24 protein-coding genes are annotated in these 24,649 nt (G+C 68.1%); 7 read left to right on the top strand and 17 right to left on the bottom strand.

Annotated features, from left to right (window positions below; translation table 11 throughout):
- Nucleotides 1–3 precede the first annotated feature (3 nt).
- On the top strand, nt 4–1,437 hold the full coding sequence (locus tag ACIA49_RS10680; protein WP_396376872.1) for a S8 family peptidase: 1,434 nt from the start codon (nt 4–6) through the stop codon (nt 1,435–1,437).
- A gap of 184 nt (nt 1,438–1,621) precedes the next feature.
- Here the strand turns inward: ACIA49_RS10680 and bioB are convergent, their stop codons facing one another.
- The 3 genes from bioB to ACIA49_RS10665 form a co-directional block, all read right to left on the bottom strand.
- The gene (bioB, locus tag ACIA49_RS10675) at nt 1,622–2,617 is read right to left on the bottom strand and encodes a biotin synthase BioB (protein ID WP_396376871.1); all 996 of its coding nucleotides are present in this window, start codon (nt 2,615–2,617) and stop codon (nt 1,622–1,624) included.
- A gap of 568 nt (nt 2,618–3,185) precedes the next feature.
- On the bottom strand, nt 3,186–4,895 hold the full coding sequence (locus tag ACIA49_RS10670; protein WP_396376870.1) for a GMC oxidoreductase: 1,710 nt from the start codon (nt 4,893–4,895) through the stop codon (nt 3,186–3,188).
- A 101-nt stretch (nt 4,896–4,996) separates the two neighbouring features.
- Entirely contained in the window at nt 4,997–6,589 is a 1,593-nt protein-coding gene (locus ACIA49_RS10665; RefSeq protein ID WP_396376869.1) for a succinic semialdehyde dehydrogenase, read from the bottom strand.
- Between the two features lie 125 nt (nt 6,590–6,714).
- Between ACIA49_RS10665 and ACIA49_RS10660 the strand changes: the two genes are divergently transcribed.
- Nucleotides 6,715–8,184, top strand: a complete 1,470-nt coding sequence (locus ACIA49_RS10660) for a hypothetical protein (RefSeq protein WP_396376868.1) — start codon at nt 6,715–6,717, stop codon at nt 8,182–8,184.
- 21 nt (nt 8,185–8,205) lie between these two features.
- Here ACIA49_RS10660 and ACIA49_RS10655 read toward each other — a convergent pair whose 3' ends face one another.
- The 7 genes from ACIA49_RS10655 to ACIA49_RS10625 form a co-directional block, all read right to left on the bottom strand.
- Nucleotides 8,206–8,607: a hypothetical protein gene (locus tag ACIA49_RS10655; RefSeq protein ID WP_391541509.1), complete on the bottom strand. Its 402-nt coding sequence runs from the start codon at nt 8,605–8,607 to the stop codon at nt 8,206–8,208.
- A 50-nt stretch (nt 8,608–8,657) separates the two neighbouring features.
- Nucleotides 8,658–9,377, bottom strand: coding sequence for an alpha/beta fold hydrolase (locus ACIA49_RS10650; RefSeq protein ID WP_396376867.1), 720 nt, complete (start codon nt 9,375–9,377; stop codon nt 8,658–8,660).
- The gene (locus ACIA49_RS10645; RefSeq protein ID WP_396376866.1) at nt 9,374–10,480 is read right to left on the bottom strand and encodes a GuaB3 family IMP dehydrogenase-related protein; all 1,107 of its coding nucleotides are present in this window, start codon (nt 10,478–10,480) and stop codon (nt 9,374–9,376) included. Before ACIA49_RS10645 ends, ACIA49_RS10650 begins: the two co-directional genes overlap by 4 nt.
- Before the next feature lie 25 nt (nt 10,481–10,505).
- A complete protein-coding gene (gene guaB / locus ACIA49_RS10640) occupies nt 10,506–12,020 on the bottom strand; it encodes an IMP dehydrogenase (RefSeq protein ID WP_396376865.1) in 1,515 nt (504 codons plus the stop codon).
- A 132-nt stretch (nt 12,021–12,152) separates the two neighbouring features.
- Nucleotides 12,153–13,532: a hypothetical protein gene (locus ACIA49_RS10635; protein ID WP_396376864.1), complete on the bottom strand. Its 1,380-nt coding sequence runs from the start codon at nt 13,530–13,532 to the stop codon at nt 12,153–12,155.
- Nucleotides 13,525–14,136 carry an RNA polymerase sigma factor ShbA gene (shbA, locus tag ACIA49_RS10630; protein ID WP_344144776.1) on the bottom strand — a complete coding sequence of 204 codons (612 nt, stop codon included), beginning with the start codon at nt 14,134–14,136 and terminating at the stop codon, nt 13,525–13,527. The genes ACIA49_RS10635 and shbA overlap by 8 nt, the downstream gene beginning before the upstream one ends.
- Nucleotides 14,137–14,248: 112 nt before the next feature.
- Nucleotides 14,249–14,800, bottom strand: coding sequence for a TetR/AcrR family transcriptional regulator (locus ACIA49_RS10625; RefSeq protein ID WP_396376863.1), 552 nt, complete (start codon nt 14,798–14,800; stop codon nt 14,249–14,251).
- Between the two features lie 86 nt (nt 14,801–14,886).
- Here ACIA49_RS10625 and ACIA49_RS10620 point away from each other — a divergent pair, with 86 nt between their 5' ends.
- Together ACIA49_RS10620 and ACIA49_RS10615 are read left to right on the top strand one after the other, a co-directional pair.
- Nucleotides 14,887–15,465 carry an SRPBCC family protein gene (locus tag ACIA49_RS10620; protein WP_396376862.1) on the top strand — a complete coding sequence of 193 codons (579 nt, stop codon included), beginning with the start codon at nt 14,887–14,889 and terminating at the stop codon, nt 15,463–15,465.
- Between the two features lie 2 nt (nt 15,466–15,467).
- Nucleotides 15,468–15,779 carry a hypothetical protein gene (locus ACIA49_RS10615; RefSeq protein WP_396376861.1) on the top strand — a complete coding sequence of 104 codons (312 nt, stop codon included), beginning with the start codon at nt 15,468–15,470 and terminating at the stop codon, nt 15,777–15,779.
- A 43-nt stretch (nt 15,780–15,822) separates the two neighbouring features.
- On the opposite strand, the gene groL is transcribed toward ACIA49_RS10615, so the two are convergent.
- Entirely contained in the window at nt 15,823–17,442 is a 1,620-nt protein-coding gene (groL, locus tag ACIA49_RS10610; protein WP_396376860.1) for a chaperonin GroEL, read from the bottom strand.
- A gap of 126 nt (nt 17,443–17,568) precedes the next feature.
- On the bottom strand, nt 17,569–17,865 hold the full coding sequence (gene groES / locus ACIA49_RS10605) for a co-chaperone GroES (RefSeq protein WP_130384566.1): 297 nt from the start codon (nt 17,863–17,865) through the stop codon (nt 17,569–17,571).
- Between the two features lie 285 nt (nt 17,866–18,150).
- On the opposite strand from groES, the gene ACIA49_RS10600 reads away from it, so the two are divergent.
- From ACIA49_RS10600 to ACIA49_RS10590, 3 genes are all read left to right on the top strand, one after another.
- Nucleotides 18,151–18,624: a peptidoglycan-binding protein gene (locus ACIA49_RS10600; protein WP_396376859.1), complete on the top strand. Its 474-nt coding sequence runs from the start codon at nt 18,151–18,153 to the stop codon at nt 18,622–18,624.
- Between the two features lie 68 nt (nt 18,625–18,692).
- Nucleotides 18,693–19,289: a peptidoglycan-binding protein gene (locus ACIA49_RS10595; RefSeq protein ID WP_396376858.1), complete on the top strand. Its 597-nt coding sequence runs from the start codon at nt 18,693–18,695 to the stop codon at nt 19,287–19,289.
- A gap of 9 nt (nt 19,290–19,298) precedes the next feature.
- The gene (locus ACIA49_RS10590) at nt 19,299–20,441 is read left to right on the top strand and encodes a methyltransferase domain-containing protein (RefSeq protein WP_396376857.1); all 1,143 of its coding nucleotides are present in this window, start codon (nt 19,299–19,301) and stop codon (nt 20,439–20,441) included.
- A gap of 843 nt (nt 20,442–21,284) precedes the next feature.
- Here the strand turns inward: ACIA49_RS10590 and ACIA49_RS10585 are convergent.
- The 5 genes from ACIA49_RS10585 to tsaB are packed head-to-tail and all read right to left on the bottom strand — an operon-like array spanning nt 21,285 to nt 24,649.
- Nucleotides 21,285–22,037, bottom strand: coding sequence for an alpha/beta hydrolase (locus tag ACIA49_RS10585; protein ID WP_396377184.1), 753 nt, complete (start codon nt 22,035–22,037; stop codon nt 21,285–21,287).
- A complete protein-coding gene (locus ACIA49_RS10580) occupies nt 22,037–22,486 on the bottom strand; it encodes a GNAT family N-acetyltransferase (protein WP_396376856.1) in 450 nt (149 codons plus the stop codon). Before ACIA49_RS10580 ends, ACIA49_RS10585 begins: the two co-directional genes overlap by 1 nt.
- Nucleotides 22,483–23,538 carry a tRNA (adenosine(37)-N6)-threonylcarbamoyltransferase complex transferase subunit TsaD gene (gene tsaD, locus ACIA49_RS10575; protein ID WP_396376855.1) on the bottom strand — a complete coding sequence of 352 codons (1,056 nt, stop codon included), beginning with the start codon at nt 23,536–23,538 and terminating at the stop codon, nt 22,483–22,485. Before tsaD ends, ACIA49_RS10580 begins: the two co-directional genes overlap by 4 nt.
- A complete protein-coding gene (locus ACIA49_RS10570) occupies nt 23,535–23,984 on the bottom strand; it encodes a GNAT family N-acetyltransferase (RefSeq protein WP_396376854.1) in 450 nt (149 codons plus the stop codon). Before ACIA49_RS10570 ends, tsaD begins: the two co-directional genes overlap by 4 nt.
- Nucleotides 23,981–24,649: a tRNA (adenosine(37)-N6)-threonylcarbamoyltransferase complex dimerization subunit type 1 TsaB gene (tsaB, locus tag ACIA49_RS10565; RefSeq protein ID WP_396376853.1), complete on the bottom strand. Its 669-nt coding sequence runs from the start codon at nt 24,647–24,649 to the stop codon at nt 23,981–23,983. The genes ACIA49_RS10570 and tsaB overlap by 4 nt, the downstream gene beginning before the upstream one ends.

Raw genomic sequence — 24,649 nt, 5'->3', positions numbered from 1 at the left:
CTCATGCGCAGATCCCGCCGCTTGATCGCCGCAGCCGCAGTCAGCCTGCTGGCACTGACCATCAGCACTCCGGTCGACGCTCAAGCCCAGAATTCCGCACCAGTACAGGGTTTTCTGAGCCAGCAGCTCAGCAAGCTGCAGCGCACCACAGTCCTTGTCCACGGCACCGATCTGGCCGCCGCCGACGCGGCTGTCGAGGCCACCGGCCTGCACCGGCTCTCGTCGTACGACCGGATCGGTGTGGTGGTTGCCGAGGGCACCCGCTCGCAGATCCTCGCCGCCCGCACCCAGCCGGGTGTCACCTACCTCGAGGGCAACCAGCCGATCGAGGTCAGCACTCAGACATCGCATGTCGCCACTCGCGGTGCGGAGGCCGCGGACACCCGGACCGGGGCCAACGGCCTCGCCCTGGACGGTAGTGGCGTGAGCGTCGCAGTGATCGACAGTGGCGTCGACCCGACGCACCCGTTCTTCAAGAAGGCCGACGGGAGCTCAGCGGTCGTCAAGAACCTCAAGATCGTCTGCGACCCACTGTCCGAGACACTCTGCCTGCCGGTGGATGCCGGCTCACTGGACACCGACCTGCTGTCGCTGGGCGGTCACGGTACGCACGTCAACGGCATCGTGGCCGGCCGCAAGGTGACGCTGGCCGACGGCACCAAGCTGCAAGGAGCCGCACCTGGTGCCTCACTGGTCTCGGTGTCGGTCGGTGCAGCTCTGCTGATCGTCGGCGCGGACGCAGCACTCAACTGGGTGTTGGAGAACCACGCGGCGCCCTGTGGCGCCGGAGTGCCAGCCAGCAAGTGCCCGCCGATCAAGGTCACCAACAACTCCTACGGTCCGACCGGCGGCGGCGCCTTCGACCCGAACTCGGCCACCGTCAAACTCCAGCGTGCACTGGTCTCTGAGGGTGTCGTGACGGTCTGGGCCGCCGGCAACGACGGCGGTGACGGCACCACGTCGCTGACCAACCCGCCCGGTCAGGACCCGACCGGCGGCATCCTGTCGGTCGCGTCGTACTACGACCTCGCGACGGGCACCCGGGACGGACAGGTCTCCAGCTTCTCCTCACGCGGTCTGAACGGCACCCAGTCCACCTACCCGGACCTGTCGGGACCGGGTGAGGACATCACCTCGTCCTGCCGCATCTACCTACCGATCTGCACCACGGGCCTGGCTCCACTGGACGGTGGCAACTACAACACCATCAGCGGTACGTCGATGGCCGCGCCGCACATCGCCGGGATCGTCGCCCAGCTGTTCCAGGCGAACCCGTCGGCCACTCCGGCCCAGATCGAGAGCGCACTGATCTCGACGGCGCACAAGTACACCAACGGCGCGGCCTACGAGCCCGACAGCCGAGGTGGCGGCACAACGTCGTACGACAAGGGCCATGGCCTCGTCGACGTCGTTGCCGCCTCCGACGCGGTTCGTTAACCAGCCAGAGTGCCGTGGACAGAGCAGCGAGCGGTCCAACCCATCGGGTGGACCTGCACGACCATCCGTCGCCGGCACTCGGCGCAGTACCGCGGTGGTTCCATCACCAGCGACCGGCGGCAGTCCTCGTGACTGCCGTCGGTCTCAGCGCGACCACAGTGTCCACAAAACGGGCTGCCGAACGTCATAGCGTCTTCTGAAGCTCCTTGACCGGCATCTTGAGCTCGGCCAGCAGGTCGAGGTCAGCAGTGGCCGGGCGGCCCAGCGTGGTCAGGTAGTTGCCGACGATGACGGCGTTGATCCCACCGAGCAGCCCGTCCCGCGTTCCCAGATCACCAAGGGTCAGCTCGCGGCCCCCGGCGTACCGGAGCACTGTGCGCGGCATGGCGAGCCGGAAGGCGGCGATGGTCCGCAGTGCGTCCTTGCCGTCCATCACCTCCATCTCGCCGAACGGCGTCCCCGGCCGCGGGTTCAGGAAGTTCAACGGGACCTCATGCGGCTCCAGCTCGGCCAGCTGCGCAGCCAGCTCGGCGCGCTGCTCCAGCGTCTCGCCCATGCCGACCAGTCCGCCGCAGCACAGCTCCATGCCGGACTCGCGCACCATCAGGCAGGTGTCCCAGCGCTCTTCGAAGGAGTGCGTGGTGACGACGTCCGGGAAGTACGAGCGCGCCGACTCCAGGTTGTGGTTGTACCGGTGCACCCCCATCGCCTTCAGCTCGTCCACCTGCTCCTGCGTGAGCATGCCCAGCGAGCAGGCGATGTTGATGTCGACCGCAGCGTTGATCGCCTCGATGCCGGCCTTCACCTGCGACATCAGCCGCGCATCCGGACCCCGGACCGCCGCGACGATGCAGAACTCGGTCGCACCGGTCGCCGCCGTCTCCTTGGCGGCCTGGACCAGCTCGGGAATGTTCAGCCAGACCGCACGCACCGGTGAGGTGAACTGACCGGACTGCGAGCAGAAGTGGCAGTCCTCCGGGCACCCGCCGGTCTTCAGCGAGATGATCCCCTCGACCTCGATCTCCTCGCCGCACCACTTCACCCGGACGTCGTGCGCCAGCGCGAGCAGTTCCGGCAGCCGGTCGTCCGGCGTCCGGAGCACCTCGACGAGCTGCTCCTGCCGCAGACCGATGCCCTGCTCCAGCACCTGCTCACGTGCCACGTCCACGATGTCGCCCATGGTTCTCCTGCCTGATCCGGACGGGGGGGTCGGCTCACCCAAGGGAGCACCGGCCACACCTTAGGGCCATCCGGTCCGGTGCGGCTGCGGTCCGCGTCACAGCAACTCTCAGCGACTGCCGCAAGGGCCCGGAGAAAGTTTTTGGATTTTTCTTCGGAACCTCGTAACCCCCTGTAGAGGGGCTCGTTGATGTGAACAGAGGCGGTTACCGCAAGGAAGACCGCCACCCGGTAACAAAGAGCAAAGAGCAACGAGTAGCTGATCATTACGAACAGCACGCAGAGTGATAACAACCACTCCGCAGGGCTCGAAACTCCAGAAATCGGATGTAAGGTAGTGACCAAGAGCTCGGGTCGCCAGCCATGGTTGGTGACCCGATCCCAAGCGCCGGGCGCCTCACCCCGGCTTGAGTGAGCCCCTCGGGAAACGATTTGGGCGGAAACGTTCCCGAGGGGCTCGCTCCCTTTTACGGCACTTTTAGCACCCGGCCTCAACCCTCTCGAAGGGTTGAGGTTCTTTCATTTAGTCGGGGTTCCGGGAATTACCTCGCTGCAATATCAGGAATGCGTTACGGCTTCGTCACAGGTTGCTTTGTCGTGATCTGCACAATCGGTAGCCGCAAGGCCCCGGGGGCATCCGCGGGTACCACCGGGGCCGTCGGCGCCACCGGCTGCAACCGCTGGTACGGCGTTCCGACCGCCGGCCGCGCGTCGTCCGTGCCCTTGTTCGGCCAGAACGACAACGCCCGCTCGGCCTGCGCCGTGATCGTCAGCGACGGGTTCACGCCGAGGTTGGCCGAGATCGCCGATCCGTCCATGATGTGCAGCCCGTCGTACCCGTAGACGCGGTGGTAGGGATCGACCACGCCGGTCGCCGGGGAGTCGCCGATCGCGCAGCCGCCGATGAAGTGCGCGGTCATCGGCACGTTGAACGGCTCGCCGATGGTTCCGCCCGGTGTGCCCTTCATCACGCGCGCCATCCGGCGGACCACCTCGTTGGCGACCGGGATCCAGGACGGGTTCGGGGCGCCGTGGCCCTGCTCCGACGACAGCCGCCAGCGGCCGAGCTTGTCACGCTTGCCGAAGGTGGTGATCGAGTTGTCCGCGGTCTGCATGACGAGCGCGATCACGGTCCGCTCGGACCAGTGCTTCAGGTCGTAGAGCCGCTGGAGGTTCCGCCACTGCACCCGCATCTCGTGCAGCCACGTCCGCCAGCGCGGCCGGTCGCCGTCCCCGTCGGTGAGGACGGTCTGCAGCAGCGACATCGCGTTGCTGCCGCGGCCGTACCGGACCGGCTCGATGTGGGTGATCTCGTCCGGGTGGAACGACGAGGTGATCGCGACCCCGCGGGTGTAGTCGATGTCGCGGCTGATCGCCATCGCGCCGAGCAGCGACTCGGAGTTCGTCCGGGTCAGCACGCCGAGCCGCGTCGACAACCGGGGCAACTTGTTCTCGTCCCGCAGCCGGTGCAGGAGCTTCGCCGTACCGATGGCCGACGCCGCGAAGACGACCTGCTGCGCGGTGAACCGCCGGGTGCTCTTCCGGTCGGCGGTCCCGCGGGTATCCACGGCGTACCCGCCGTCTGCCAGTGGCTCGACCGACGTGACGGTAGTCAGCGGATAGACCTGCGCGCCGGCCTTCTCGGCCAGGTAGAGGTAATTCTTGGTCAGCGTGTTCTTCGCGTTGTGCCGGCAGCCCGTCATGCACTCGCCGCAGTCGATACAGCCGGTACGACGGGGGCCGGCGCCGCCGAAGTAGGGGTCGTCGACCTCGACGCCAGGTGAGCCGAAGAAGACGCCGACCGGGGTCGGGTGGAAGGTCTCCCCCACGCCCATCTCGTCGGCGACCTGCTTCATCACCTCATCGGCGGGTGTGAACCCGGGATAGGTGGCGACGCCGAGCATCCGCTTCGCCTGGTCGTAGTACGGCGCGAGCTCGGACTTCCAGTCGGTGATGTGCGCCCACTGGCGGTCCTTGTAGAACGCGTCCAGCGGCTCGTAGAGCGTGTTGGCGTAGACCAGGCTGCCGCCGCCGACCCCGGCGCCGGACAGGATGATCACGTCCTTGAGCGCGGTGATCCGCTGGATGCCGTACCGCCCGAGCTTGGGAGCGAAGAGAAACCGCTTGGTGTCCCACGAGTTCTTCGCGAACCCGGAGTCCTCGAACCGCGCACCGGCCTCCAGGACGGCGACCTTGTAGCCCTTCTCCGTCAGCCGTAGCGCACTGACGGATCCGCCGAACCCGGACCCGATGACGAGCACGTCATAGTCGAAGCTCATTCACGTCCTCGCTTCGCTCCGGGCGCGAATGAGGCGCATATCCGACTGTGTTGTTCGATTCGTTCGCTGCGCTCTCTCATGTGGCACTCCAAGCTAGAAGATCAAGCGCGGCCCAGCTTCTTCAGGACGCGAAGGGCGCCGGTCATCACCTCGGCGTAGGTCTGGTCGGACAGGCCGTGCGACGCCGCGATCGGCAGTAGCCGCTGAGTGGCGATCGCCTGCGGATCGACGTACCGGCGCAGTCCCTCGACGCCCTGGCGGCGGCCGACCCCGGAGGACCGCATGCCACCCATCGGGGTGTCGATCGAGCCGAACGTCGCCGCATAGCCCTCGTTCACGTTCACGGTGCCGGCCACCAGCTGTGCCGCGACCGCACGGCCCCGGCGGGTGTCCCGCGTGTACACACTGGCGTTCAGCCCGTACTCACCCTCGTTGGCGCGCTGGATCGCCTCGGACTCGTCAGAGAACCGGTAGATCGACACGACCGGCCCGAAGGTCTCGTGGTCGAAGCACTCCATCGCGGGCGTCACTCCGGACAGCACAGTCGGCTCGTAGAACAGCGGGCCGATCTCCGGCCGCGCCTTCCCACCAGCCAGTACGACGGCGCCCTTGGCCCTGGCGTCGTCGACATGCCGGGTGACCGTCTCCAGCTGCGCCTTCGAGATCAGCGAGCCCATGTCGACGTCCCAGCCGGTCCCGGCCGACAGCTTCAGCTTGTTCACCCGAGCGATGAACGCGGTGACGAACGCGTCGTACACCTGGTCTGCGACGTACAGCCGCTCCATAGAGACGCAGAGCTGACCAGCACTCGCAAAACAAGCCCGTACGGCGCCCTCGGCCGCGCGCTGCACATCTGCGTCGCGGAGTACCAGCATCGGGTTCTTGCCGCCCAGCTCCAGGCTGAACCCGATCAGTCGCTCAGCTGCCTGCTGTGCGACCAGCCGCCCAGTCTTGGTGGAGCCGGTGAAGCAGATGTAGTCGGTGTTCTGGATGATCGCGCCGCCAACGGTCGCACCCTCACCGTTGACCGGGAGCCACGCCTCACGCGGCAGACCGGCGTCGTACAGGAGCTCAATGGCGCGCAGTGCGGTCAGCGGGGTCTGGCTGTCCGGCTTGTGTACGACGGTGTTGCCGGCCAGTACGGCGGGCAGGCCGTCGGCCATCGCCATGCTGAGCGGGTAGTTCCACGGCGAGATGATGCCGACGACGCCCTTGGGGACGAACCGCTGCTCCGCACGGGTCAGCACCGGGAACATGCCGAGCTTGCGCTGCGGGTCGAGCAGTTCGTGCGCCTTGCGGCCGTAGTACCGAGCGGTGAGCGCCACGTGCGCCACCTCTTCGAAGGCCTGCTTGCGCGCCTTGCCGGACTCCCGGATCACCAGGTCCACCAGCTCGTGCCGGTGGTCCAGCACCAGGTCGTGGTAGCGCAGGAGGATCGCGGCCCGCTCGTCGAGCGGCACGCGCTTCCAGCTCGCTTGCGTCTTCCGCGCCGTCCGCACCGCGGTGAGCACGTCGTCCGGACTCGACAGCGGCAGGTCCGCGATCGGCTGCCCGGTCGCAGGCGCGTACGTCGTCCGGGTGCCCGCCGTCGCGCGCAGCAGCCCCGACAGTCGCCGGATGACCGACTGATCAGTCGCGTACGACGCAGTCGGGTCCAACTCCGGATCCGCAGGAATCGACGTCTGATCGCTCATTCGTTCAGGCTACCTGTCGGTAATAGAGGATGTCAGTAGGTGAAGTTGCCTTCGTGTCCCACTGCACGTGCAGATGCATTGCCCTAGGCTGGACGGCTGAAGCTTCGAAGGGGTGGAACTGCGAGATGGTGGACAGCGGGGGGCTCTGGACGCCTCCTGAGGACGAGCTCGGTGAGGCGCTGCAGACAGCCCAGGTACTGATCGAGGAAGGCCGGGCCGACGAGGCCGGGCCCTATCAGCAGCGCGTGATCGAGCTGGCCAGGGTGCGGGCCGAAGAGAGCCCGAACCACTACGAGGCCAAGCATCTGATGGCCGCGACGCAGTACGAGCTGGCCGGCTCACTGAACGCCTCCGGACGGCACGAGGAGGCGCTGGCCGCGCTGCACGAGGCTCAGCTGGGCTACACCGAGCTGAGCGACGCAGGTGTGCTCGACGCCACATCGTTCCTGGCTGACGTCCGGGCGCGACGGGCGATGACGCAGGCGCACCGCGGTCGCGGCGCTACCGCCGTACTGGAGATGGACGGCGCAGTGATCTCGTACGGCCAACTGGTGAGTGGTGAGGACGGACTGCGGCACCAGCCGGACTTCGCCCGCGTACTCGCGATGAACGCGCTCATCCTGCGCCGGTACGGCGACCCTGCGCTGGCCGTCGCCTCAGCCGACGCAGCCACCCAGCTCTTCCTGCAGCTCGCCGACCAGATCAACGAGAGCCCACAGTCCCTCTCCTACGCCCGCTACCTCTGTACGGCGACAGCCGTGTCGGCGGATGTGCACGCGGCGGAGGGCCGACTGGACCTGGCGCTCGAGGCGGACGAGATCGGCCTCACCACGGCAGACACCCTCGCCGACTCGGATTCCGCGACCGACATGCGTACTCTGGTCGCCGCACTCACCCGCAAGGGCAAGCACCTCGGAATCGTCGGGCGGATCATGGAGGGCGAGACCTGCCTCCGCACCGCCTTCGACACCGACTCCGAGACAGCCCACCGAGTGACTGAGGAGCTGGAGCGCGGTCTGCCGCTCACACTGGTTACTGCGCTGGAGAACGCGGAGATCAAGCTCGGCCCGTACGAGCAGTACTTCCGGCTACTCGCTCTGGCCGAGCCGGCACCGGGCATGACACTGGCCACTGTCTCCGGTCGCACCGACCCCGAGTCGGCCGCCGTCCGCGCAGCCGAGCTGGCTGAGCTCGTCCCACAGCTACTCGTGAAGGACGTGGACACCGCACTCACGCTCGGCGTGGAGGCGCACTACCTGTTCGCCATCTCGTCAGAGCGTGACTCCCAGCGGATGCGCTACGAGACGGGCACCTACGCACCGATCTGGGCCAGGCTGCTCCGCGATATCTCCGGCGCCTACTACCAGTCCGGACGGCTAGAGCTAGCCCTCGACCTGGCCGGCTGGTGTGCCGAGGTGGCAACCGCCCTGATCCCCTTCGCGGACGAACAGCCCGAGATGAAGGACCTGGCGGCCGAGTGCTACCGGCACCACGGCGACCTACTGGCCGCCACTGGCGACCTCACTGCCTCTCAGCACGCCCACGAGGCGGCCCAGCAACTCCTCATCGGGCCGGAACGCCGCATCGGCGGCTGAGTCCAGAAGTCCTGCTGTGGTCTAGAAGTCCTGCTGGGGCTTGAGGGCGCCGACGAACAGACCGGCCTCGACCTCGGTCATGCCGGTCTCGGAGACGACCAGCGCGGTCGCCTGGTGCAGCTCACCGGCCGCCTTCAACGCACGGGTGCGCTCGGCCAGGTTCGTTCCCGGCGTGCGCATCAGCGGCGTCTTCTTGATCGGCGGCACGTAGGTGCCGTACCGGATCTCCTCGACGATCTGCCGGGACTTCTTGAGGTCCAGGTCGGTCCGGTCCCGCACCACCTTGGTGGCGTGCACCATCAACCTCGACGTGATCAGGAACCGCACCTGGTCCACGTCCTCCGCGGTCAGCTGCGCGCGCGCCGCCGAGAGGGCGGCGTTGTCGGCGTCCTGATCGCGCTTGCTGCGGCTGAACAATCCCATGCGGTAATCCTTCCAGAGTTCACCAAGTCAGGCGTGCCCCCGCACGTCGCTCAGCCCGGCAGGACCTTCAAGATCTCTTGCCACGCTCGCTCACCGAGCTCGCGATCGGCCGCCTCGGTACCACCGCGCGCCATCCGCTGCCCCGCGGTCTTCGGCGTCTCACCGGGCAACACCACCCGATGTCCCGCGTCCGGCCCGACCACCAACCGCGTCGGCAACGCACCGCGCCGCCGGACGATCTCCTCCGCGAAGTCGACCGCGGGCCAGACCTTGTCGTCGCCACCGGCGATCAGCAGCACATCCTTGATCTGCTCGACCGGGATCCGCGCCGCGTCGACATCCGGCGCCGTCAGCAGACTCTGCCGGTACATCGGGGTGTAGCTCGGCGGGTCCTCATCCGGCTGCCACTGCGCGTCGTACCGGACGAATGGCAGCGGCACGCCCTGCCACGTCCACGCCGACCGTTGCGTGCCGTCCTCGCCGACGCGTCCCCACATGAAGGCAGTCGGCGCGAAGGCGACCACGGCGGCCACTCGCTCGTCCAGCGCGCCGAGCAGCAACGCCGCCTCGGCTCCCCACGAACTACCCATGACCACGATCCGGTCGTTGCGGTCCTCGAGGTCGTCCAGAGGGAACGCCTCCAGCGCCAGCTCGGCCCGAACAGGCCAGGCCGGCGCCAGTACGTCGTACCCCTCGGCCTCGAGAAGCCGGCCCCGCTCCAGGTCCGGCACACCGCTGGAGCCGTGCAGAAGCAGGACGCCGGTACTCAACCGACGACGACCTCGACCCGCTGGAACTCCTTCAGCTCGGTGTACCCGGTCGTCGCCATCGCCCGCTTGAGCGCGCCGACCAGGTTCATCGTGCCGTCCGGCACCCACGACGGACCGAACAGGATCTGCTCCATCGTCCCGGTCACGCCGACCTCGACGCGCTCACCGCGCGGCAGGTCCGCGTGCCAGGCCTCGGCACCCCAGTGGTACCCACCGCCCGGCGCATCGCTGGCCCGCGCCAGCGGCGAGCCGACCATCACGGCGTCCGCACCGCAGGCAATCGCCTTCGCCACGTCACCGGACCGGCCGACCGAACCATCCGCGATCACGTGCACGTAGCGACCACCGGACTCGTCCATGTAGTCACGTCGCGCCGCAGCCACGTCAGCCACTGCAGAAGCCATCGGTACGGCGACGCCGAGCACCTTGCGCGTCGTGTGCGCAGCACCGCCACCAAAGCCGACCAGCACGCCGGCCGCTCCCGTCCGCATCAGGTGGAGCGCGGCCTGGTGTGTTGCACACCCACCGACGATCACCGGTACGTCGAGGTCGTAGATGAACTGCTTGAGGTTCAGCGGCTCGGCCTGACCGGACACGTGCTCCGCGGAGACCGTCGTACCGCGGATCACGAACAGGTCCACGCCCGCGTCGACCACGTGCTTCGCGAACTGCTTGGTCCGCTGCGGCGACAGCGCGCCGGCCACCGTGACGCCGGAGGCCCGGATCTCCTGCACGCGCTGGGAGATCAGCTCGGGCTTGATCGGCGCCGAGTAGATCTCCTGCAGCCGGTGCGTCGCCTGCTCACGATCGAGCGAGGTGATCTCCTCGAGCAGCTTGGCCGGGTCCTCGTACCGCGTCCAGAGACCTTCGAGGTTCAGCACCCCGAGGCCGCCGGCCTTCCCGATCGCGATCGCCGTGGCCGGTGACATCACCGAGTCCATCGGCGCGGCCAGGATCGGCAGCTCGAAGCGGTACGCGTCGATCTGCCAGGCGACCGACACCTCTTCGGGATCCCGGGTCCGGCGCGACGGCACGATCGCAATGTCGTCGAAGGCGTACGCCTGCCGCCCGCGCTTGGCCCGGCCGATCTCGATCTCGGTCATCTGGTGTCCTTCGCTTGCGGGCGGATCAGCGGCCGGAGTAGTTCGGCGCTTCGACCGTCATCTGGATGTCGTGCGGGTGCGATTCTTGCAGGCCGGCCGAGGTGATCCGGACGAACCGGCCCTTGTCCTGCAGTTCGGTCACGGTGCGCGAGCCGCAGTAGAACATCGACTGGCGCAGCCCGCCGATCAGCTGGTGCGCCACCGCGGACAGCGGGCCCCGGTACGGAACCTGGCCCTCGATGCCCTCGGCGATCAGCTTCTCGTCGCTGCCGACGTCGCTCTGGAAGTAGCGGTCCTTGGAGTACGACTTGCGCAGCCCGCCGGCCGAGGACATCGCGCCGAGCGAGCCCATGCCGCGGTAGGCCTTGAACTGCTTGCCGTTGATGAAGACCAGGTCACCGGGCGACTCCTCGCAGCCGGCGAGCAGGGAGCCGAGCATCACGGTGTCCGCGCCGGCGACGAGCGCCTTCGCGATGTCGCCCGAGTACTGCAGGCCGCCGTCACCGATGATCGGCACACCGGCCGGCTTGCAGGCCAGCGAGGCCTCGTAGATCGCGGTGATCTGCGGGACACCGACGCCGGACACGACTCGCGTCGTACAGATGGAGCCCGGTCCGACGCCGACCTTGACGCCGTCCGCGCCGGCCTCGACCAGCGCCTGGGCGCCTTCGCGCGTGCCGACGTTGCCGCCGACGACGTCGACGCCGCGGGTGGCCGGGTCGGCCTTGAGCTTACGGATGATCTCCAGCTGGGCCTGCGAGTGACCGTGGGCAGTGTCGACCACCAGGAGATCGACACCGGCCTCGACCAGCGCCATCGCCCGCTTGTACGACTCGCCGTAGAAGCCGATCGCCGCGCCGACCATCAGCCGGCCGGTCGCGTCCTTGGTGGAGAGCGGGAACTTGTCGCGCTTGACGAAGTCCTTCAGCGTGATCAGGCCGGTCAGCTTGCCGGCGTCGTCGACCAGCGGCAGCTTCTCGACCTTGTGCTTGCTGAGCAGCGCCATCGCGTCGTCGGCGGAGATGCCCTGCTTGCCGGTGATCAGCGGCTGCTTGGTCATCACCTCGCGGACCGGCCGCTCCATGTCGCTCTCGAAGCGCATGTCGCGGTTCGTCACGATGCCGACCAGGACGCCGGCGTTGTCGACCACCGGGACGCCGGAGATCCGGTACTGCGCGCAGAGCGCGTCGGCCTCGCCGATGGAGGCGTCCGGGCCGATCGTGATCGGCTGCGCGATCATGCCGGACTCGGACCGCTTGACCAGGTCGACCTGCTGGGCCTGGTCCTCGATCGACAGGTTGCGGTGCAGCACGCCCAGACCGCCCTGGCGGGCCATGGCGATCGCCATCCGGGCCTCGGTGACGGTGTCCATCGCGCTGGACAGCAGCGGGATGTTGACCTCGATGTTGCGGCTCACCCGGGACCGGGTGCTGGCCTCCGACGGGATCACGTCGGACTCGTTCGGCTGCAGCAGAACGTCGTCGAAGGTCAGGCCGAGAGCGGCGAACTTGTCGGGAACTCCAGCGGGTGTGATGTCCATGGGAAAAACGTGCACCTTTGTCCGGCGAGAACGGACCACCATCGTATGCCGCCGCTACCCGGAGTCAGAATCGGTCTCCCGCACACGACCAGGGCCCGGGCGATCGCCCGGGCCCTGAATCGGTGTTCAGCGTCAGCTGGTGCGCTTGTTCAGCACGCCCAGGATGCGCAGCACGGTCTCGTCGTCGAGCGAACCGTGGGTACGCTCGATCGCCGCGTGCTTACCCTCCGGGTATGCCCCGGTCGAGTGCTTGCCCTTGGTGTAGGTGGCGCGGACCGAACCGGTCGACACCTTGCCGTTGGAGTGCTTGCCGTTCAGCTCCAGGCCCTGACCGAAGAACTGCACCGCACTCGGTACGTCGGCCGGTGCTCCGGTCGGCGTCGGCAGGATCGGCGCGATCGCCTTGATCAGCTCGGCGCCCTCGTCGACCGGCTTGCTGTCCCCGGTCTGGTTGTCACCCGTCTGGGTGTCACCGGTCTGGGTGTCACCCGACTGGCCGGTGTCACCCGGCTGCTGGTCGCCCAGCGGCGGCGTGCTCGGCGGCGTACTGGGCTGGACCTCGCCGGTCGGCTTGCCGTCACCGGTCTCACCGGTGTTGTCGCTGCCCGGGTTCTCGCTCGGGTTGCCACTCGGCACCGTCGTCGGGTCACTGCTGCTCGGGTTGCTGCCCGTCCCGGTCTCGCCGTTGTTGGTCGGCGGCGGGCTCGAGGGCGGGTCCGACGGCGTCGTGGACGGCGGGTCGGTCGGGGTGGTCGACGGCGGCGGCGTCTCCGTCGGCGTCGTCGGCTCCGTCGCCGGCGGGTCGGTCGGGGTCGGCTCCGACGGCTTGGTCGTCGGGTCGCCCGGCTCCGGGTCGGTCGGCTGGGTCGGCGTGGTCGGTTCCGTCGGCGTGGTCGGCAGCGGCTGCTCGATCACGGTCGGCTTGGCCGGCAGGTTGACCCGCGCCAGCGGCGGGGTCGGGTCGACGTGCGCCGCCGGCATCTCGCCGTTGGCCAGCGTCTGGTCCTGCTGGGTCTTCGCCTCGGCGGCCTTCTGTTCCTGCTTCTTCTGGAAGTCCTTCGAGACCTTGACGATCTTGGCCTTGTCGACGACCGGCAGCCCGCCGAGCTGTTCCTTCGGGAAGTCGGTGGACGGCGTGACCGCCTCGGTGATCTTCTCGATCACCTTCTCGTACGGCGACAGCGGGTTGCCGTTGACGGCCGCGGCCACCCCGGAGACCGACAGCGCGGCCACCGCGGCGACACCGAGCGCCAGACCACGCGCCGCCATCTTGCGGGCGAACGGGTCCGTCACCGGGTTCAGCGCCGCACAGCGCGCCAGGAAGCTCTCCGGATCGTCAATGGTCTCCACGGGGAGCTCGTCCTCGACCTCCACCGCCAGACGCAGCTCGGCCAGCAACGCTACGGCCGGGTCGTTCGCGCCCGCGAACCGTGCGGACTCCCCTCCAGCGGCCAGCAGGTCGAGCAGTGCGTCATCGGCGTCGATCGCGTCCAGGTCGAATCGGTCAGCCATGATGCCCCTCCCCTGCTCCTCGTCCCTCATGCCCCACATACCCCCTGAGCGTGTTCAACGCCCGATGCTGTGCGACCCTCACCGCCCCCGGTGTCATCCCCAGTGCCCGGCCGGTCTCCTCGGCTGACATCCCCGCCACCACCCGGAGCCGCAGGATCTCCCGCAGCTTTTCAGGCAGCTTCTCCATCAGGTCCGTGATGCGCTGGACCTCCGAGTGCCGGACCGCGTGCTCCTCAGGCGTCGGCGACTCGTCCGCGCCGTCCGGCAGGTCCGGCGTCGTGACGTCGGCGACCGCGAACGCGCGCTGGGCATCGGCGACCTTGCGGGCCGCGATGCCGTAGACGAAGGCCTCGAAGGGCCTTCCCTCGTCACGGTACCGGCTCAACGCGCCGAACACCGCGACACAAACCTCTTGAGCGACGTCATCGACCATGTCGGCGCCGCCGGGATAGGTCCACAACCGGGACCGAACGTAGCGGTGCGCTACGGCGCGCACCCGTGTGAGCAGGTCATTGAGAGCTGTACGGTCCCCGTTGCCGGCAAGTGCGGCTAGATCCCTGAGCTCGACCCGGTCGTGGGTGTGCGGTACTCGGACCTCAGTCACCCCTCGCCCCCTCGTGTCGGACCGGTCAGCGTGAAAGATGGTACGGCTCTCACCTATTCCTTGCCTAGTGGCAATTCGTGGTCAGTACCGGCCACTTCATCACAATCCGTGACTACTGGCCCGTACGGTCGGCCAGCGCCCCGATCTCCTCGGTCACGAGCGCGGCCGGATCGACATCCATCCCCGCGAAATGCCCGGCGAGCTCGAGCGACAGCACACCATGCAGGCGCGTCCAGAAGAGCAACCCCCGATGTACGGCGCTCGCCGAGCCACCAGCCGTTGCGACAACCGTCTGCATCACCTGGTCGGAGATCGCCGTTGTGTCCGCCGGCGCGTGATAGCCCGGTACCGGCGTCCCGTAGATCAGGAGATACCGCTGCGGGTCAGCCAAGGCCCACTCCCGGATCACTCCGGCCAGCCCGAGCACATCGGTCTCACTCGCACTCACCGCGTCGACCAGGCTCTGGTACGCATCCCGGATCAGCGCGGTGATCAGCTCGTCCCGATTGGCGAAGTACCGGTAGAGCGCCGGACCGCTCATCCCCATCTGCTTGGCGATCGCGTTCAGCGAGAGCGCCGGTACGCCGGCCGTGGCGATCTGCTCCCAGGCGTGCTGCTTGACCTCGTCCCGGACCTGCTCGCGGTAGCGCTCCCTCGGACCCATGGTTAGAACCTCTCACTTTTCTTATTGACTCTCAACTCTGCGGTGTTATAGCTTCTAACCAACGCGATAACCACTAAGGAGAGCTGATGAGCATCACCGCCCTGATCACCGCCGCCGCCCTGCTGACCGGACCGGCACCGGCGGCGACCACCCCGCCGCCCCTGAGCTGCCAGGGGCAGACCGTCGACCAGAGTTCGAAGATCAGCTACCGGAGCGAGATCTTCATCAAGGCGCCGGTCAGCAAGGTCTGGAAGGTGCAGACCGACATCGAGAAGTGGACGCGCTGGCAGCAGCCCGTCGCGACCGCCAAGCGCCTCGACCACGGCCCCCTCCGCCCCGGCTCCGCCTTCCGCTGGACCACCCCGGTAGAAGCGACGCCGTACACGCCCAAAACCACCCTGGTGATCACGTCCACGGTTCAGCAGCTCAAGCACAACCAGTGCCTGCGCTGGACCGGCCCCGCGATCGGCGAGGGCCTGACGATCGACCGCGGCGTCCACGTCTGGAACTTCCAGAAGGTCCGCGGCGGCACCATCGTCCGCACCCAAGAGACCTGGACCGGCGCCCAGGTCGAAGCAATGCCCGAGGTCTCACGCCAGTTCCTGGGCATGGGCCTCGACGCCTGGCTCGCCGACCTCAAAACCCAGTCCGAGAAAGGCTGCTGACGATGAGATCCCGCAGCGTACTGACCGCGGTCTGGGCGTTCCCGGTGATGGTGCTGGGCGGATTCGCCTTCCTGGCCGGCATCCCGGTTGCCGTCATCATCACCCACGCGATCCGTCAGCGGGTTCTGCGGTGGTGGACGGTCGCGCTCACCACGGCGTACGTCGTACCGGTCGCTGTCTGGCTGCTTGGTCCGAGCGATGCACCGAGTTTGACCAAGTTCATGAGTCCGGCTTTGACCGCTGTCGTAGCGGCTGTGGGCGTGCTGGTCGCTCTTGCTCAAACGAACACCGCCCGCCAGGTCGCGAGGACCTGACGGGCGGTGCCCGGTGTAACTAGTACGTACTACTTGCCTGAGGTCAGTGACCGTGGCCGTGGCCGTGACCGGCTGCGGCGGGCTCTTCTTCCTCGGGCTTGTCGACGACCAGGGTCTCGGTCGTCAGCAGCAGGGCGGCGATGGAGCCGGCGTTGGCGAGCGCGGAACGCGTCACCTTGACCGGGTCCAGGACACCCTGGGCGAGCAGGTCGCCGTACTCGCCGGTGGCGGCGTTGAAGCCGCTGCCGACCTCGAGCTCCGCAACCTTCGACGTCACGACGTAGCCCTCGTAGCCACCGTTCTCGGCGATCCAGCGCAGCGGCTCGACGACCGACTTGCGAACGATCCGGACACCCGCGAGCTCGTCACCCTCGAGGCCCAGGCCGTCGTCCAGCACCGTGGCGGCGTGCACCAGAGCAGAGCCGCCACCGGCGACGATGCCCTCTTCGATCGCGGCGCGCGTCGCGGAGACGGCGTCCTCGATCCGGTGCTTCTTCTCCTTGAGCTCGACCTCGGTGGCCGCGCCGACCTTGATCACGCAGACGCCGCCGGCGAGCTTCGCCAGCCGCTCCTGCAGCTTCTCGCGGTCCCAGTCGGAGTCGGTCCGCTCGATCTCGGCCTTGATCTGGTTGACCCGGCCCTCGATGTCGTCGGACTTGCCGGCACCCTCGACAACAGTGGTGTTGTCCTTGGTGACGACGATCCGCCGCGACGTACCGAGCACCTCGAGGCCGACCTGGTCGAGCTTCAGCCCGACCTCCGGCGCGATGACCTGGGCGCCGGTGAGGGCGGCGAGGTCCTCGAGCATCGCCTTGCGGCGGTCACCGAAGCCCGGCGCCTTGACGGCGACGGAGGTGAAGTTGCCGCGGATCTTGTTCACCACGAGGGTGGACAGGGCCTCGGCCTCGACGTCCTCGGCGATGATCAGCAGCGTCTTGCCGGACTGCACGACCTTCTCCAGCAGCGGCAGCAGGTCCGCGATCGCGGAGATCTTGCCCTGGTGGATCAGGATGTACGGGTCCTCCAGCACCGCTTCGCCGGCCTCGGCGTCGGTGATGAAGTACGGCGAGATGTAGCCCTTGTCGAACTGCATACCCTCGGTGAACTCGAGCTCGGTCCCGAAGGTGTTCGACTCCTCGACGGTGATCACACCGTCCTTGCCGACCTTGTCGAACGCGTCCGCGATCAGGGTGCCGATCTCGGCGTCCCGGGCGGAGATGGTGGCGACGTGGGCCATGTCGCCCTTGTCGTCCACCGGCCGGGCGGTCTCGACGAGCCGCGCGGAGACGGCCTCGACAGCCGCCTCGATCCCGCGCTTGAGGCCCATCGGGTTGACCCCGGCGGCGACGGCCCGCAGGCCCTCGTGCACCAGCGCCTGCGCCAGCACCGTCGCGGTGGTGGTGCCGTCACCGGCGACATCGTTGGTCTTGGTGGCGACCTCCTTGGCCAGCTGCGCACCAAGGTTCTCGAACGGGTCGTCCAGCTCGACCTCACGGGCGACGGTCACACCGTCGTTGGTGATGGTCGGGGCGCCCCACTTCTTGTCCAGGACGACGTAGCGGCCCTTCGGGCCCAGCGTCACCTTCACCGTGTTCGCGAGCTTGTCGACGCCACGCTCCAGCGCGCGCCGAGCGTTCTCGTCGAACTCGAGGATCTTCGGCATGAAGAAAACCAGTCCTTTTCTGAATGTCTCGTGGCAAGCTTCGAACTCAGTCCCACTGCCCTGACCCACTCCGCCCCGGCGCCAGAGGCAACCGGGGCGGTGTCAGTCAGGAACAGTGGGCGGTCGTCACTTGCTGACGACTGCGAGGATGTCGCGGGCGCCCAGGATCAGGTAGTCCTGGCCGTCGTACTTGACCTCGGTGCCGCCGTACTTGGAGTAGATGACCTTGTCGCCGACGGCGACGTCCAGCGGGACGCGGTTGCCGTTGTCGTCGATCCGGCCCGGACCGACGGCCAGGATCTCGCCCTCCTGGGGCTTCTCCTTGGCGGTGTCCGGGATCACCAGACCGGACTTCGTGGTCTGCTCGGCTTCGAGCGGCGCGACGAGGACGCGGTCCTCGAGCGGCTTGATCGTGACCGACACTTGCTGACCTCCACGGTCGAATTCGCACTTTTGTCTGTGGAACTGCGCGGTCGCGCTCCCCTGCCGTCGCGGGGCTCAGGAGGCCGGACCGTTGGCACACTCACGAGGAGAGTGCCAACACCGAATCTAGGCCGCGATTAGCACTCGGTCAACTCGAGTGCCAAGTCTGTCTCGATACGAGACATCCGGGAGTCGTCACTCCGGGCAACTCCTGGCCGCGCACCGGAGTCTCACCCCGGGCAGGAACCCGATCGGACGGGTTTCCGGACCTTGGAGAGGGTCACCATGTCCATTCGTCTGCTGAAGTCCGCCGTCGCCGTGACCGCACTCGCCGCCACCCCGCTGGTCGCTGCGGCAGCACCTGCGTCCGCCGCAGCACTCAGCCAGTGTGACTCCGCGATGTTCAAGAAGGTCGGCGGTGGCTGGACCGTCTTCGTCCCGAGCGAGTGGGAGAGCACCAGCATCACCTGCAACCTCAAGTACGGCGACAACCCGCACCGCGACCCGAAGAACCCCTTCGGCGATCCGGCGCGGGCGATCCAGGCCCTGCAGAGCAACCTGAACTACTGCTACGGGTACAAGCTCGCCAAGGACGGCCGGTACGGCGCCAAGACGCGTGACGCGGTGAAGGCGGTCCAGAAGAAGCTGAAGCTGACCGCGGACGGCGTGTACGGCCCGCAGACGCGGTCAACGCTCAAGTGGCGGATCTACAACCCCACCACCAAGGTGTGGAGCCAGTCCTGCTACGACAAGCTCTGAGCATTCGGCCGTGCGCAGATAGTGGTCCCACGCTGGCCTAACGCAGGCCGGCGTGGGACCGTCTTCTCATGGCTTTCACGCTCCCCAAGCTGCCGAAACTCTCCGGCCGCACCCTCGTGGTGCTCGCCGCCGTAGGTGCGTTGGCGGTCGGTGCGGTCGCGGCGAACGCCTCCAAACACCAGCAGGCGGCCGCCCCGAAGCCGGCGAGCGACCAGGCCGCGCCGCTCACTGCCAACAAGGCCAGCGACCAGACCTCTCTGGAGGCGGCCGCAGCAGCCGAGGCCAAGCTGGGCCAGTGCCGCTCCGCTCGGCTCATCCCGGTCAACAAGACCTGGGGCATCCCGATGCCGTCGGTCAACGGCAGCTCCAGCACCAACTGCAACCTCAAGTACGGCGACAACCCGTACCGCGACTCCGACCGGACGGGTGACCCCGAGACCTCGATCCAGGTCCTGCAGCGCAACCTGAACTCCTGCTACGGCACCAAGCTCACCGTCGACGGCATCTACGGCAAGAACACCCGCGCCGTCGTCACCATGGTCCAGCGCAAGCACAAGATCATCGCGGACGGCATCTACGGCCCCAAGACCCGCTCAGCGATGAACTGGCGCCTCTACTCCACCAGCACCCGCACCTGGAGCAAGACCTGCTCAAGCCCGCTCTAAAGTGAGCAGGTGACGCTCGCCGCCCTGCTGCACCAGCCGGAAGTCCTGGAGGCTGCCTGCAAGGAGTACCAACCGGGCAGTGAACTCCAACTGGTCGAGAAGCTTCGACGCCGGTACGACGGCGCTCTGGTCAGCGCCGCGGTCACCCAAGCCGCACTGCGCCACCGGGCGGTCGCCAAGTTCGGCGCTGATGCCGCACTGATGTTCTTCACCCCGGACGGCTATGAGCAGGCCACTCGCACCGTTGTTGGCACGCACCGGGCCACACGCATCGCTGCGGCCTTACCTGGCAGCAGTGTGGTCGACCTGGGCTGCGGAATCGGCGGCGACCTGATCAGCGCCGCCCGCGCCGGCCTCCGCGTCACCGGCGTCGAACGCGACCCCGACACCGCAGCCGCCGCACGAGCCAACCTGGCAGCACTCGGCCTGCCAGGCGACGTGCTGATCGGCGACGCCGAGTCCACCGACCTCACGCCGTACGACGTCGTCTTCGCCGACCCGGCCCGACGGGCGGACGGGCGGCGCGTGTTCGACCACAACGCCTACTCACCACCCTGGAGCTTCGTCACCGGCCTGCTGGAGCGCACCGCATGTGTGAAGGTCGCACCCGGGATCCCGCACAACGCCGTACCGGGGGGTGTCGAGGCCGAGTGGATCAGCGACGCCGGTGAGGTGAAAGAGGCCGCCCTGTGGTCAGGCGCCTTGTACTCCGGTACTGCGCGACGGGCGACGTTGCTGCCAAGCGGTGCGACCGTGACTGACGCACCACTGGCCGACAGCGGTCCCGTCGGCCAGTACATCTACGAGCCGGATGGAGCCGTCGTACGGGCCGGTCTGGTCACAGCTGTCGCCGCTGCGGTCGACGGGTGGCTGCTGGACCCGCGGATCGCCTACGTGACGGCGGACAAACTTGTGGAGACCCCACTCGCATCGGCGTACGAGGTGATCGAGGAGCTGCCCTACAAGGAGAAGTCCCTGCGCGCCTGGGTACGCAGCGCCGACATCGGCACGCTCGAGATCAAGAAGCGCGGCATCGACCTCGACCCCGCCACCCTCCGCAAGAAGCTGTCCCCCAAGGGTTCAGTCTCCGCCACCCTCATCATCACCCGCATCGGCCGCGACGCCGTCGCCTACTCCTGCCGCCGCCCCTGAAGGCGTACCGACGAACGGGTAATAGTCGGTGGGATCGGGCAGGATCAACGCTCCGGCACCCCAGCCGGCGAGGACCACTGCCCGCTGGTCGGTACGTTCCCGGAGCGGACTTGCGCTCGGCCCGTATTCGAACATATGATCGAGCCACGAGCGGGCCCCCGGGTGATTAGCCGGCGGACGAGGTGCTGCGTCCAGTTGATGCACTCCCCGGGGGCCCGCCACTAAGACGTCACACGGGCGCAGCAGCGTGTTCATCTGCGTTCGACAAGCTGTGATGCGAACCGGTCGGCCGCTGACCGTTTACCTGGGGCTCCAGCGGCAACTCCGCCCCAGGTTTTTACCCGCCCCTGCCGTGCCCTTCCCCGCACTGCAGCCCGGCGCACGATTCCGCTCGGCGATCCGACCGAGCCGGGGAACGAAACTGACCTGATTCGACAGGCAGAACTCCCCAGCCCCACAACGCGCGCCTGTCCGACGGCGGCACCCGGCCTCAGCCCACGCCAGCTCTGCCCACGGACCGTCATACCGACGGGGACCGGACCACGCCGGAGCCGTGAACAGGTCATAACTTGTCCACGGCCACCACATCCTGTTCACACCCCCGCCTCGCGCACCTCAGCGTCGGCCGAGCGGCCCCCGCCATCCACCTTGAGCACCGATCAACCACCAATCGGCCACGCGCACGACCGAACCATGCTCAAAGTGACCGCGACAGACCGCCTTGAGCACCGGTCAACCATGGATCGGCCGCGTGCATGACTGGGCCGTGCTCAAGGTGGCAGCGACTGACCACATTGGGCACGGGGTAGCTACGGATCGCGACGGAGAGTGGGTGAGGGGTGCTCAAGGGTGGGGGCGATTGGCCTTTGGGGCGGGGTGGGTGATGCGGAAGCGGTGGCGGACTGGCAGGCGGAGGCGGGTTAGTGCTAGGCGGAGCACGGCGCCGATCATGGAGCCGCCTGCGCCGGTTTGGGGCCACTCGCGGTCGCCGTCCGCGAGGTCGCCGCCGGCCAGGGCGTGTTGGGTGAAGGTGGTGACCAGGGTGTTCCAGTCGGCGGGGCGGTGGAGCATGGGGTGGGTTTCGCCGGCCAGGAAGACGAGGCTGACGGGGGTACCGGCGGCGCGGAGGCGGTTGGCGTAGGCGCGCGTCTCTTGCGGTGAGGTGACGGTGTCTTTGTTGCCGTGGGCAAACATCACCGGCGGTCGGAGGGCGATGAGCGGTTCGTCCGAAGGCAGCCACGGCGCGAGACCCAGTACGCCGGTCACGCGCGGGTGATCGCCGGCCGCGACGACTGCGCGCCCGCCCATCGAGTGACCGACCAGGACGACCCGCTCGAAGGGCAGTTCATCCAGGATGGCGCGGAGGTCGAGAGCGGGATCGCCGACATCGTTCCAGCCGCGATAGCGGTAGCGAACGAGACCGACGGCCGCTGACGGGACCGCCGTACGAGCGGCCTCGGCGAACGGCCACATGCGCAGGATGGGACCACGCCACAGACCCGGGTTCTTGTGCGAGTGCTCGTAGCCGCCGTGTGCCAGCAGCACCAGGTCCGTTGCACCGGCCGGGTTGTGCAGCAGGTCGACCCCGGGCTGCATCACTGGCCGGAGTAGAGCTCGGTCGGGTCCCGGCGGATGACCATCATCGTGGTCAGGTCGGGCAGTTCGTTGAAGCCGTACTGGCGGTAGAGCTCATGCGCGTCCTTCGTCGCGAGCATCATCCGCCGCAGCCCCTTCAGTTCGGGATGCTCGACCAGGCACGTCACCACGAACTTCCCGAGCCCGTGCCCGCGATACTCCGGCTGCACGAACACGTCCGCGATCCACGCGAACGTCGCCCGATCCGTCACCGCCCGCGCAAACGCAACCAACTCACCCGCCGGCGCGTACACCGCGACATTCAGCGAGCCGTCGATCGACCGTGCCACCACCTCACGCGGTACGCCGGGCGACCAGTACGCCGTACTGAGGAAGCCGTGCACCGCGTCGACATCGATGCGCGCCGGATCGTCGTCGGCCTCGAACCCGTCCGGGTGGGACCACCTCATTTGTTCAGCACCTCCGTGATCGGCATCGACGAATCGGCCGGGAGCCCCAGCGGCGACGGCGTCTTGCCCGCGCGCACCAGCTCGGATCCGAGGGCCGCGACCATCGCACCGTTGTCGGTACACAGGCCCGGACGCGGCACCCGTACGGCGATCCCGGCCGCGGTGCACCGTTCCTCGGCCATCTGGCGGAGTCGGGAGTTGGCCGCGACGCCACCACCGATCAGCAGGTGCTCGTAACCGCGGTCCTTGCAGGCGTCGATCGCCTTGCGGGTCAGCACATCGCAGACCGCCTCCTGGAAGGCCGCCGCGACGTGGTTGATCGGGACGTCCTCGCCGTCGCGACGCTTCGCCTCGACCCAGCGCGCGACCGCGGTCTTCAAACCGGAGAACGAGAAGTCGAACCGGTGCCGCTCAAGGTCGCGCTGTGAGGTCAGCCCGCGCGGGAACTTCACATAGAGCCGGTCGCCGCCGTCCCGCGCCGCTTTGTCGACATACGGTCCGCCCGGGAACGGCAGGCCGAGCACGCGCGCCACCTTGTCGAACGCCTCACCCGCGGCGTCGTCGATGGTGCTCCCCATCGGTACGACGCCCTCGGTGATGTCCTCGACCGCGAGCAGCGACGAGTGACCACCGGACACGAGCATCGCGATCGCGCCCTTCGGGAGGTCCCCGTGCTCGAGCGTGTCGACGGCGACGTGAGCCGCGAGGTGATTGACGCCGTACAAGGGTTTGTCGAGCGACAGCGCCAGGCCCTTCGCGGCCGCGACGCCGACGAGCAGTGCACCGGCCAGGCCGGGTCCGCTCGTGACGGCGACGGCGTCGACGTCGGTCGGCTTGATGCCAGCGGTCTCGCAGGCGCGCCGGATCGTCGGCACCATCGCTTCGAGGTGCGCGCGACTGGCCACCTCCGGTACGACGCCGCCGAACCGCGCATGCTCCTCGACACTCGACGCGATTGCGTCGGCGAGCAGCGTCTGCCCGCGCACGATGCCGACACCAGTCTCGTCACACGAGGTCTCGATCCCCAGGATCAGAGGTTCTTCCTTGCTCATAACGTCTCCCGCCACCGCATGATCACCGCATCCTCGCCACCGGCGTAGTACCCGCGCCGCCGGCTGATCTCTTCGAACCCGAACCCGCCGTACAGCCCGATCGCCGACTCGTTGCCCGCGGCAACCTCCAGCAGTACCGTCCGTCCGGCGCACCGCGCGAGCGCGGCCGTCATCAACTGCCCACCGATCCCGGTACGGCGCTCCTCCGGCGCCACCGCGATCCGCAACAACTCCACCACGTCCGCCGTCATCGGCGGCACCAGCAGAACCACGTACCCGACAACCGCTCCTTCGTCGGCCACGAGAATCACCCGATCCTCGTTCAACCGATCGAACTCACCCAGCCACGCGGTGTCGCTCCAGGCCTCCTGCCCGAAGCACACCTCGTCGAGCGCAGCGATCCCTTGCAGGTCGTCGACTACGGCCGGCCGAATACCTGGTCTCACTTCGTCAACACGCTCTTGGGCCCACCCGACATGGTGACGTCCGGCCGCCGAAGATAAAGCGGGTCCGGAGCAACAATCTCCAGCGTCCCCGTGGCCACCCCGTACGCAAGCACTTCCGCGGACGGATACTCCACGACCTCATCAACAGACACACCCAGTGCTTCGGCGTAGAGGGTTGCGCCTCGGCCGATGATGGGGAGGCCTTTGAGGACGTGGGCTACGTCGGCTGGTTTGTCTACGGCGGGGCCCTCGAGGCGGCGGCGACTGCCGTCGGCGGCGGGGCCGTCGTACAGGGCCCAGTAGATCTCTTTGCGGCGGGCGTCGGTGGCGACGGCGACCGGCAATGACAGGGAGGACTGGCGGGCGAGGATGTCGAGGCTGCAGACGCCAGCGACCTCGATGCCCAGTACGTCGGCCATGGTGCGCGCGGTGACCAGGCCGACGCGTAGTCCGGTGAAGGGGCCTGGGCCGACGCCGACGGCGATGCGCGTCAGGTCGCGCGGTGTGCAGCCGGCCTGGGTCAGGGCGGCGTCGATGGCGGGAGCGAGCAGTTCGCCATGCCGCAGGGCGTCGACTGTGGTCGACGAGGCGACGATGGCGCCGGTGACCGGGTCGGCGAGGGCTACCGTGACGGCGGCGCTTGAGGTGTCGAAGGCGAGCAGCAT

This window comes from Kribbella sp. NPDC051587, assembly GCF_044453945.1.
Taxonomy (GTDB): Bacteria; Actinomycetota; Actinomycetes; order Propionibacteriales; family Kribbellaceae; genus Kribbella.
This window is presented reverse-complemented; position numbering and strand designations above follow the sequence as displayed.

What these genes read in the sequence shown, in the direction of transcription:
- tsaB (WP_396376853.1), bottom strand. Translation starts at nt 24,649, where the DNA reads ATGCTGCTCGCCTTCGACACCTCAAGCGCCGCCGTCACGGTAGCCCTC.
- ACIA49_RS10655 (WP_391541509.1), bottom strand. Translation starts at nt 8,607, where the DNA reads ATGGGATTGTTCAGCCGCAGCAAGCGCGATCAGGACGCCGACAACGCC.
- ACIA49_RS10670 (WP_396376870.1), bottom strand. Translation starts at nt 4,895, where the DNA reads ATGAGCTTCGACTATGACGTGCTCGTCATCGGGTCCGGGTTCGGCGGA.
- ACIA49_RS10680 (WP_396376872.1), top strand. Translation starts at nt 4, where the DNA reads ATGCGCAGATCCCGCCGCTTGATCGCCGCAGCCGCAGTCAGCCTGCTG.
- groL (WP_396376860.1), bottom strand. Translation starts at nt 17,442, where the DNA reads ATGCCGAAGATCCTCGAGTTCGACGAGAACGCTCGGCGCGCGCTGGAG.
- ACIA49_RS10660 (WP_396376868.1), top strand. Translation starts at nt 6,715, where the DNA reads ATGGTGGACAGCGGGGGGCTCTGGACGCCTCCTGAGGACGAGCTCGGT.
- bioB (WP_396376871.1), bottom strand. Translation starts at nt 2,617, where the DNA reads ATGGGCGACATCGTGGACGTGGCACGTGAGCAGGTGCTGGAGCAGGGC.
- tsaD (WP_396376855.1), bottom strand. Translation starts at nt 23,538, where the DNA reads ATGAGCAAGGAAGAACCTCTGATCCTGGGGATCGAGACCTCGTGTGAC.
- ACIA49_RS10635 (WP_396376864.1), bottom strand. Translation starts at nt 13,532, where the DNA reads ATGGCTGACCGATTCGACCTGGACGCGATCGACGCCGATGACGCACTG.
- ACIA49_RS10600 (WP_396376859.1), top strand. Translation starts at nt 18,151, where the DNA reads ATGTCCATTCGTCTGCTGAAGTCCGCCGTCGCCGTGACCGCACTCGCC.
- ACIA49_RS10665 (WP_396376869.1), bottom strand. Translation starts at nt 6,589, where the DNA reads ATGAGCGATCAGACGTCGATTCCTGCGGATCCGGAGTTGGACCCGACT.
- guaB (WP_396376865.1), bottom strand. Translation starts at nt 12,020, where the DNA reads ATGGACATCACACCCGCTGGAGTTCCCGACAAGTTCGCCGCTCTCGGC.
- ACIA49_RS10580 (WP_396376856.1), bottom strand. Translation starts at nt 22,486, where the DNA reads ATGAGGTGGTCCCACCCGGACGGGTTCGAGGCCGACGACGATCCGGCG.
- ACIA49_RS10595 (WP_396376858.1), top strand. Translation starts at nt 18,693, where the DNA reads ATGGCTTTCACGCTCCCCAAGCTGCCGAAACTCTCCGGCCGCACCCTC.
- ACIA49_RS10645 (WP_396376866.1), bottom strand. Translation starts at nt 10,480, where the DNA reads ATGACCGAGATCGAGATCGGCCGGGCCAAGCGCGGGCGGCAGGCGTAC.
- ACIA49_RS10620 (WP_396376862.1), top strand. Translation starts at nt 14,887, where the DNA reads ATGAGCATCACCGCCCTGATCACCGCCGCCGCCCTGCTGACCGGACCG.
- ACIA49_RS10615 (WP_396376861.1), top strand. Translation starts at nt 15,468, where the DNA reads ATGAGATCCCGCAGCGTACTGACCGCGGTCTGGGCGTTCCCGGTGATG.
- ACIA49_RS10625 (WP_396376863.1), bottom strand. Translation starts at nt 14,800, where the DNA reads ATGGGTCCGAGGGAGCGCTACCGCGAGCAGGTCCGGGACGAGGTCAAG.
- ACIA49_RS10585 (WP_396377184.1), bottom strand. Translation starts at nt 22,037, where the DNA reads ATGCAGCCCGGGGTCGACCTGCTGCACAACCCGGCCGGTGCAACGGAC.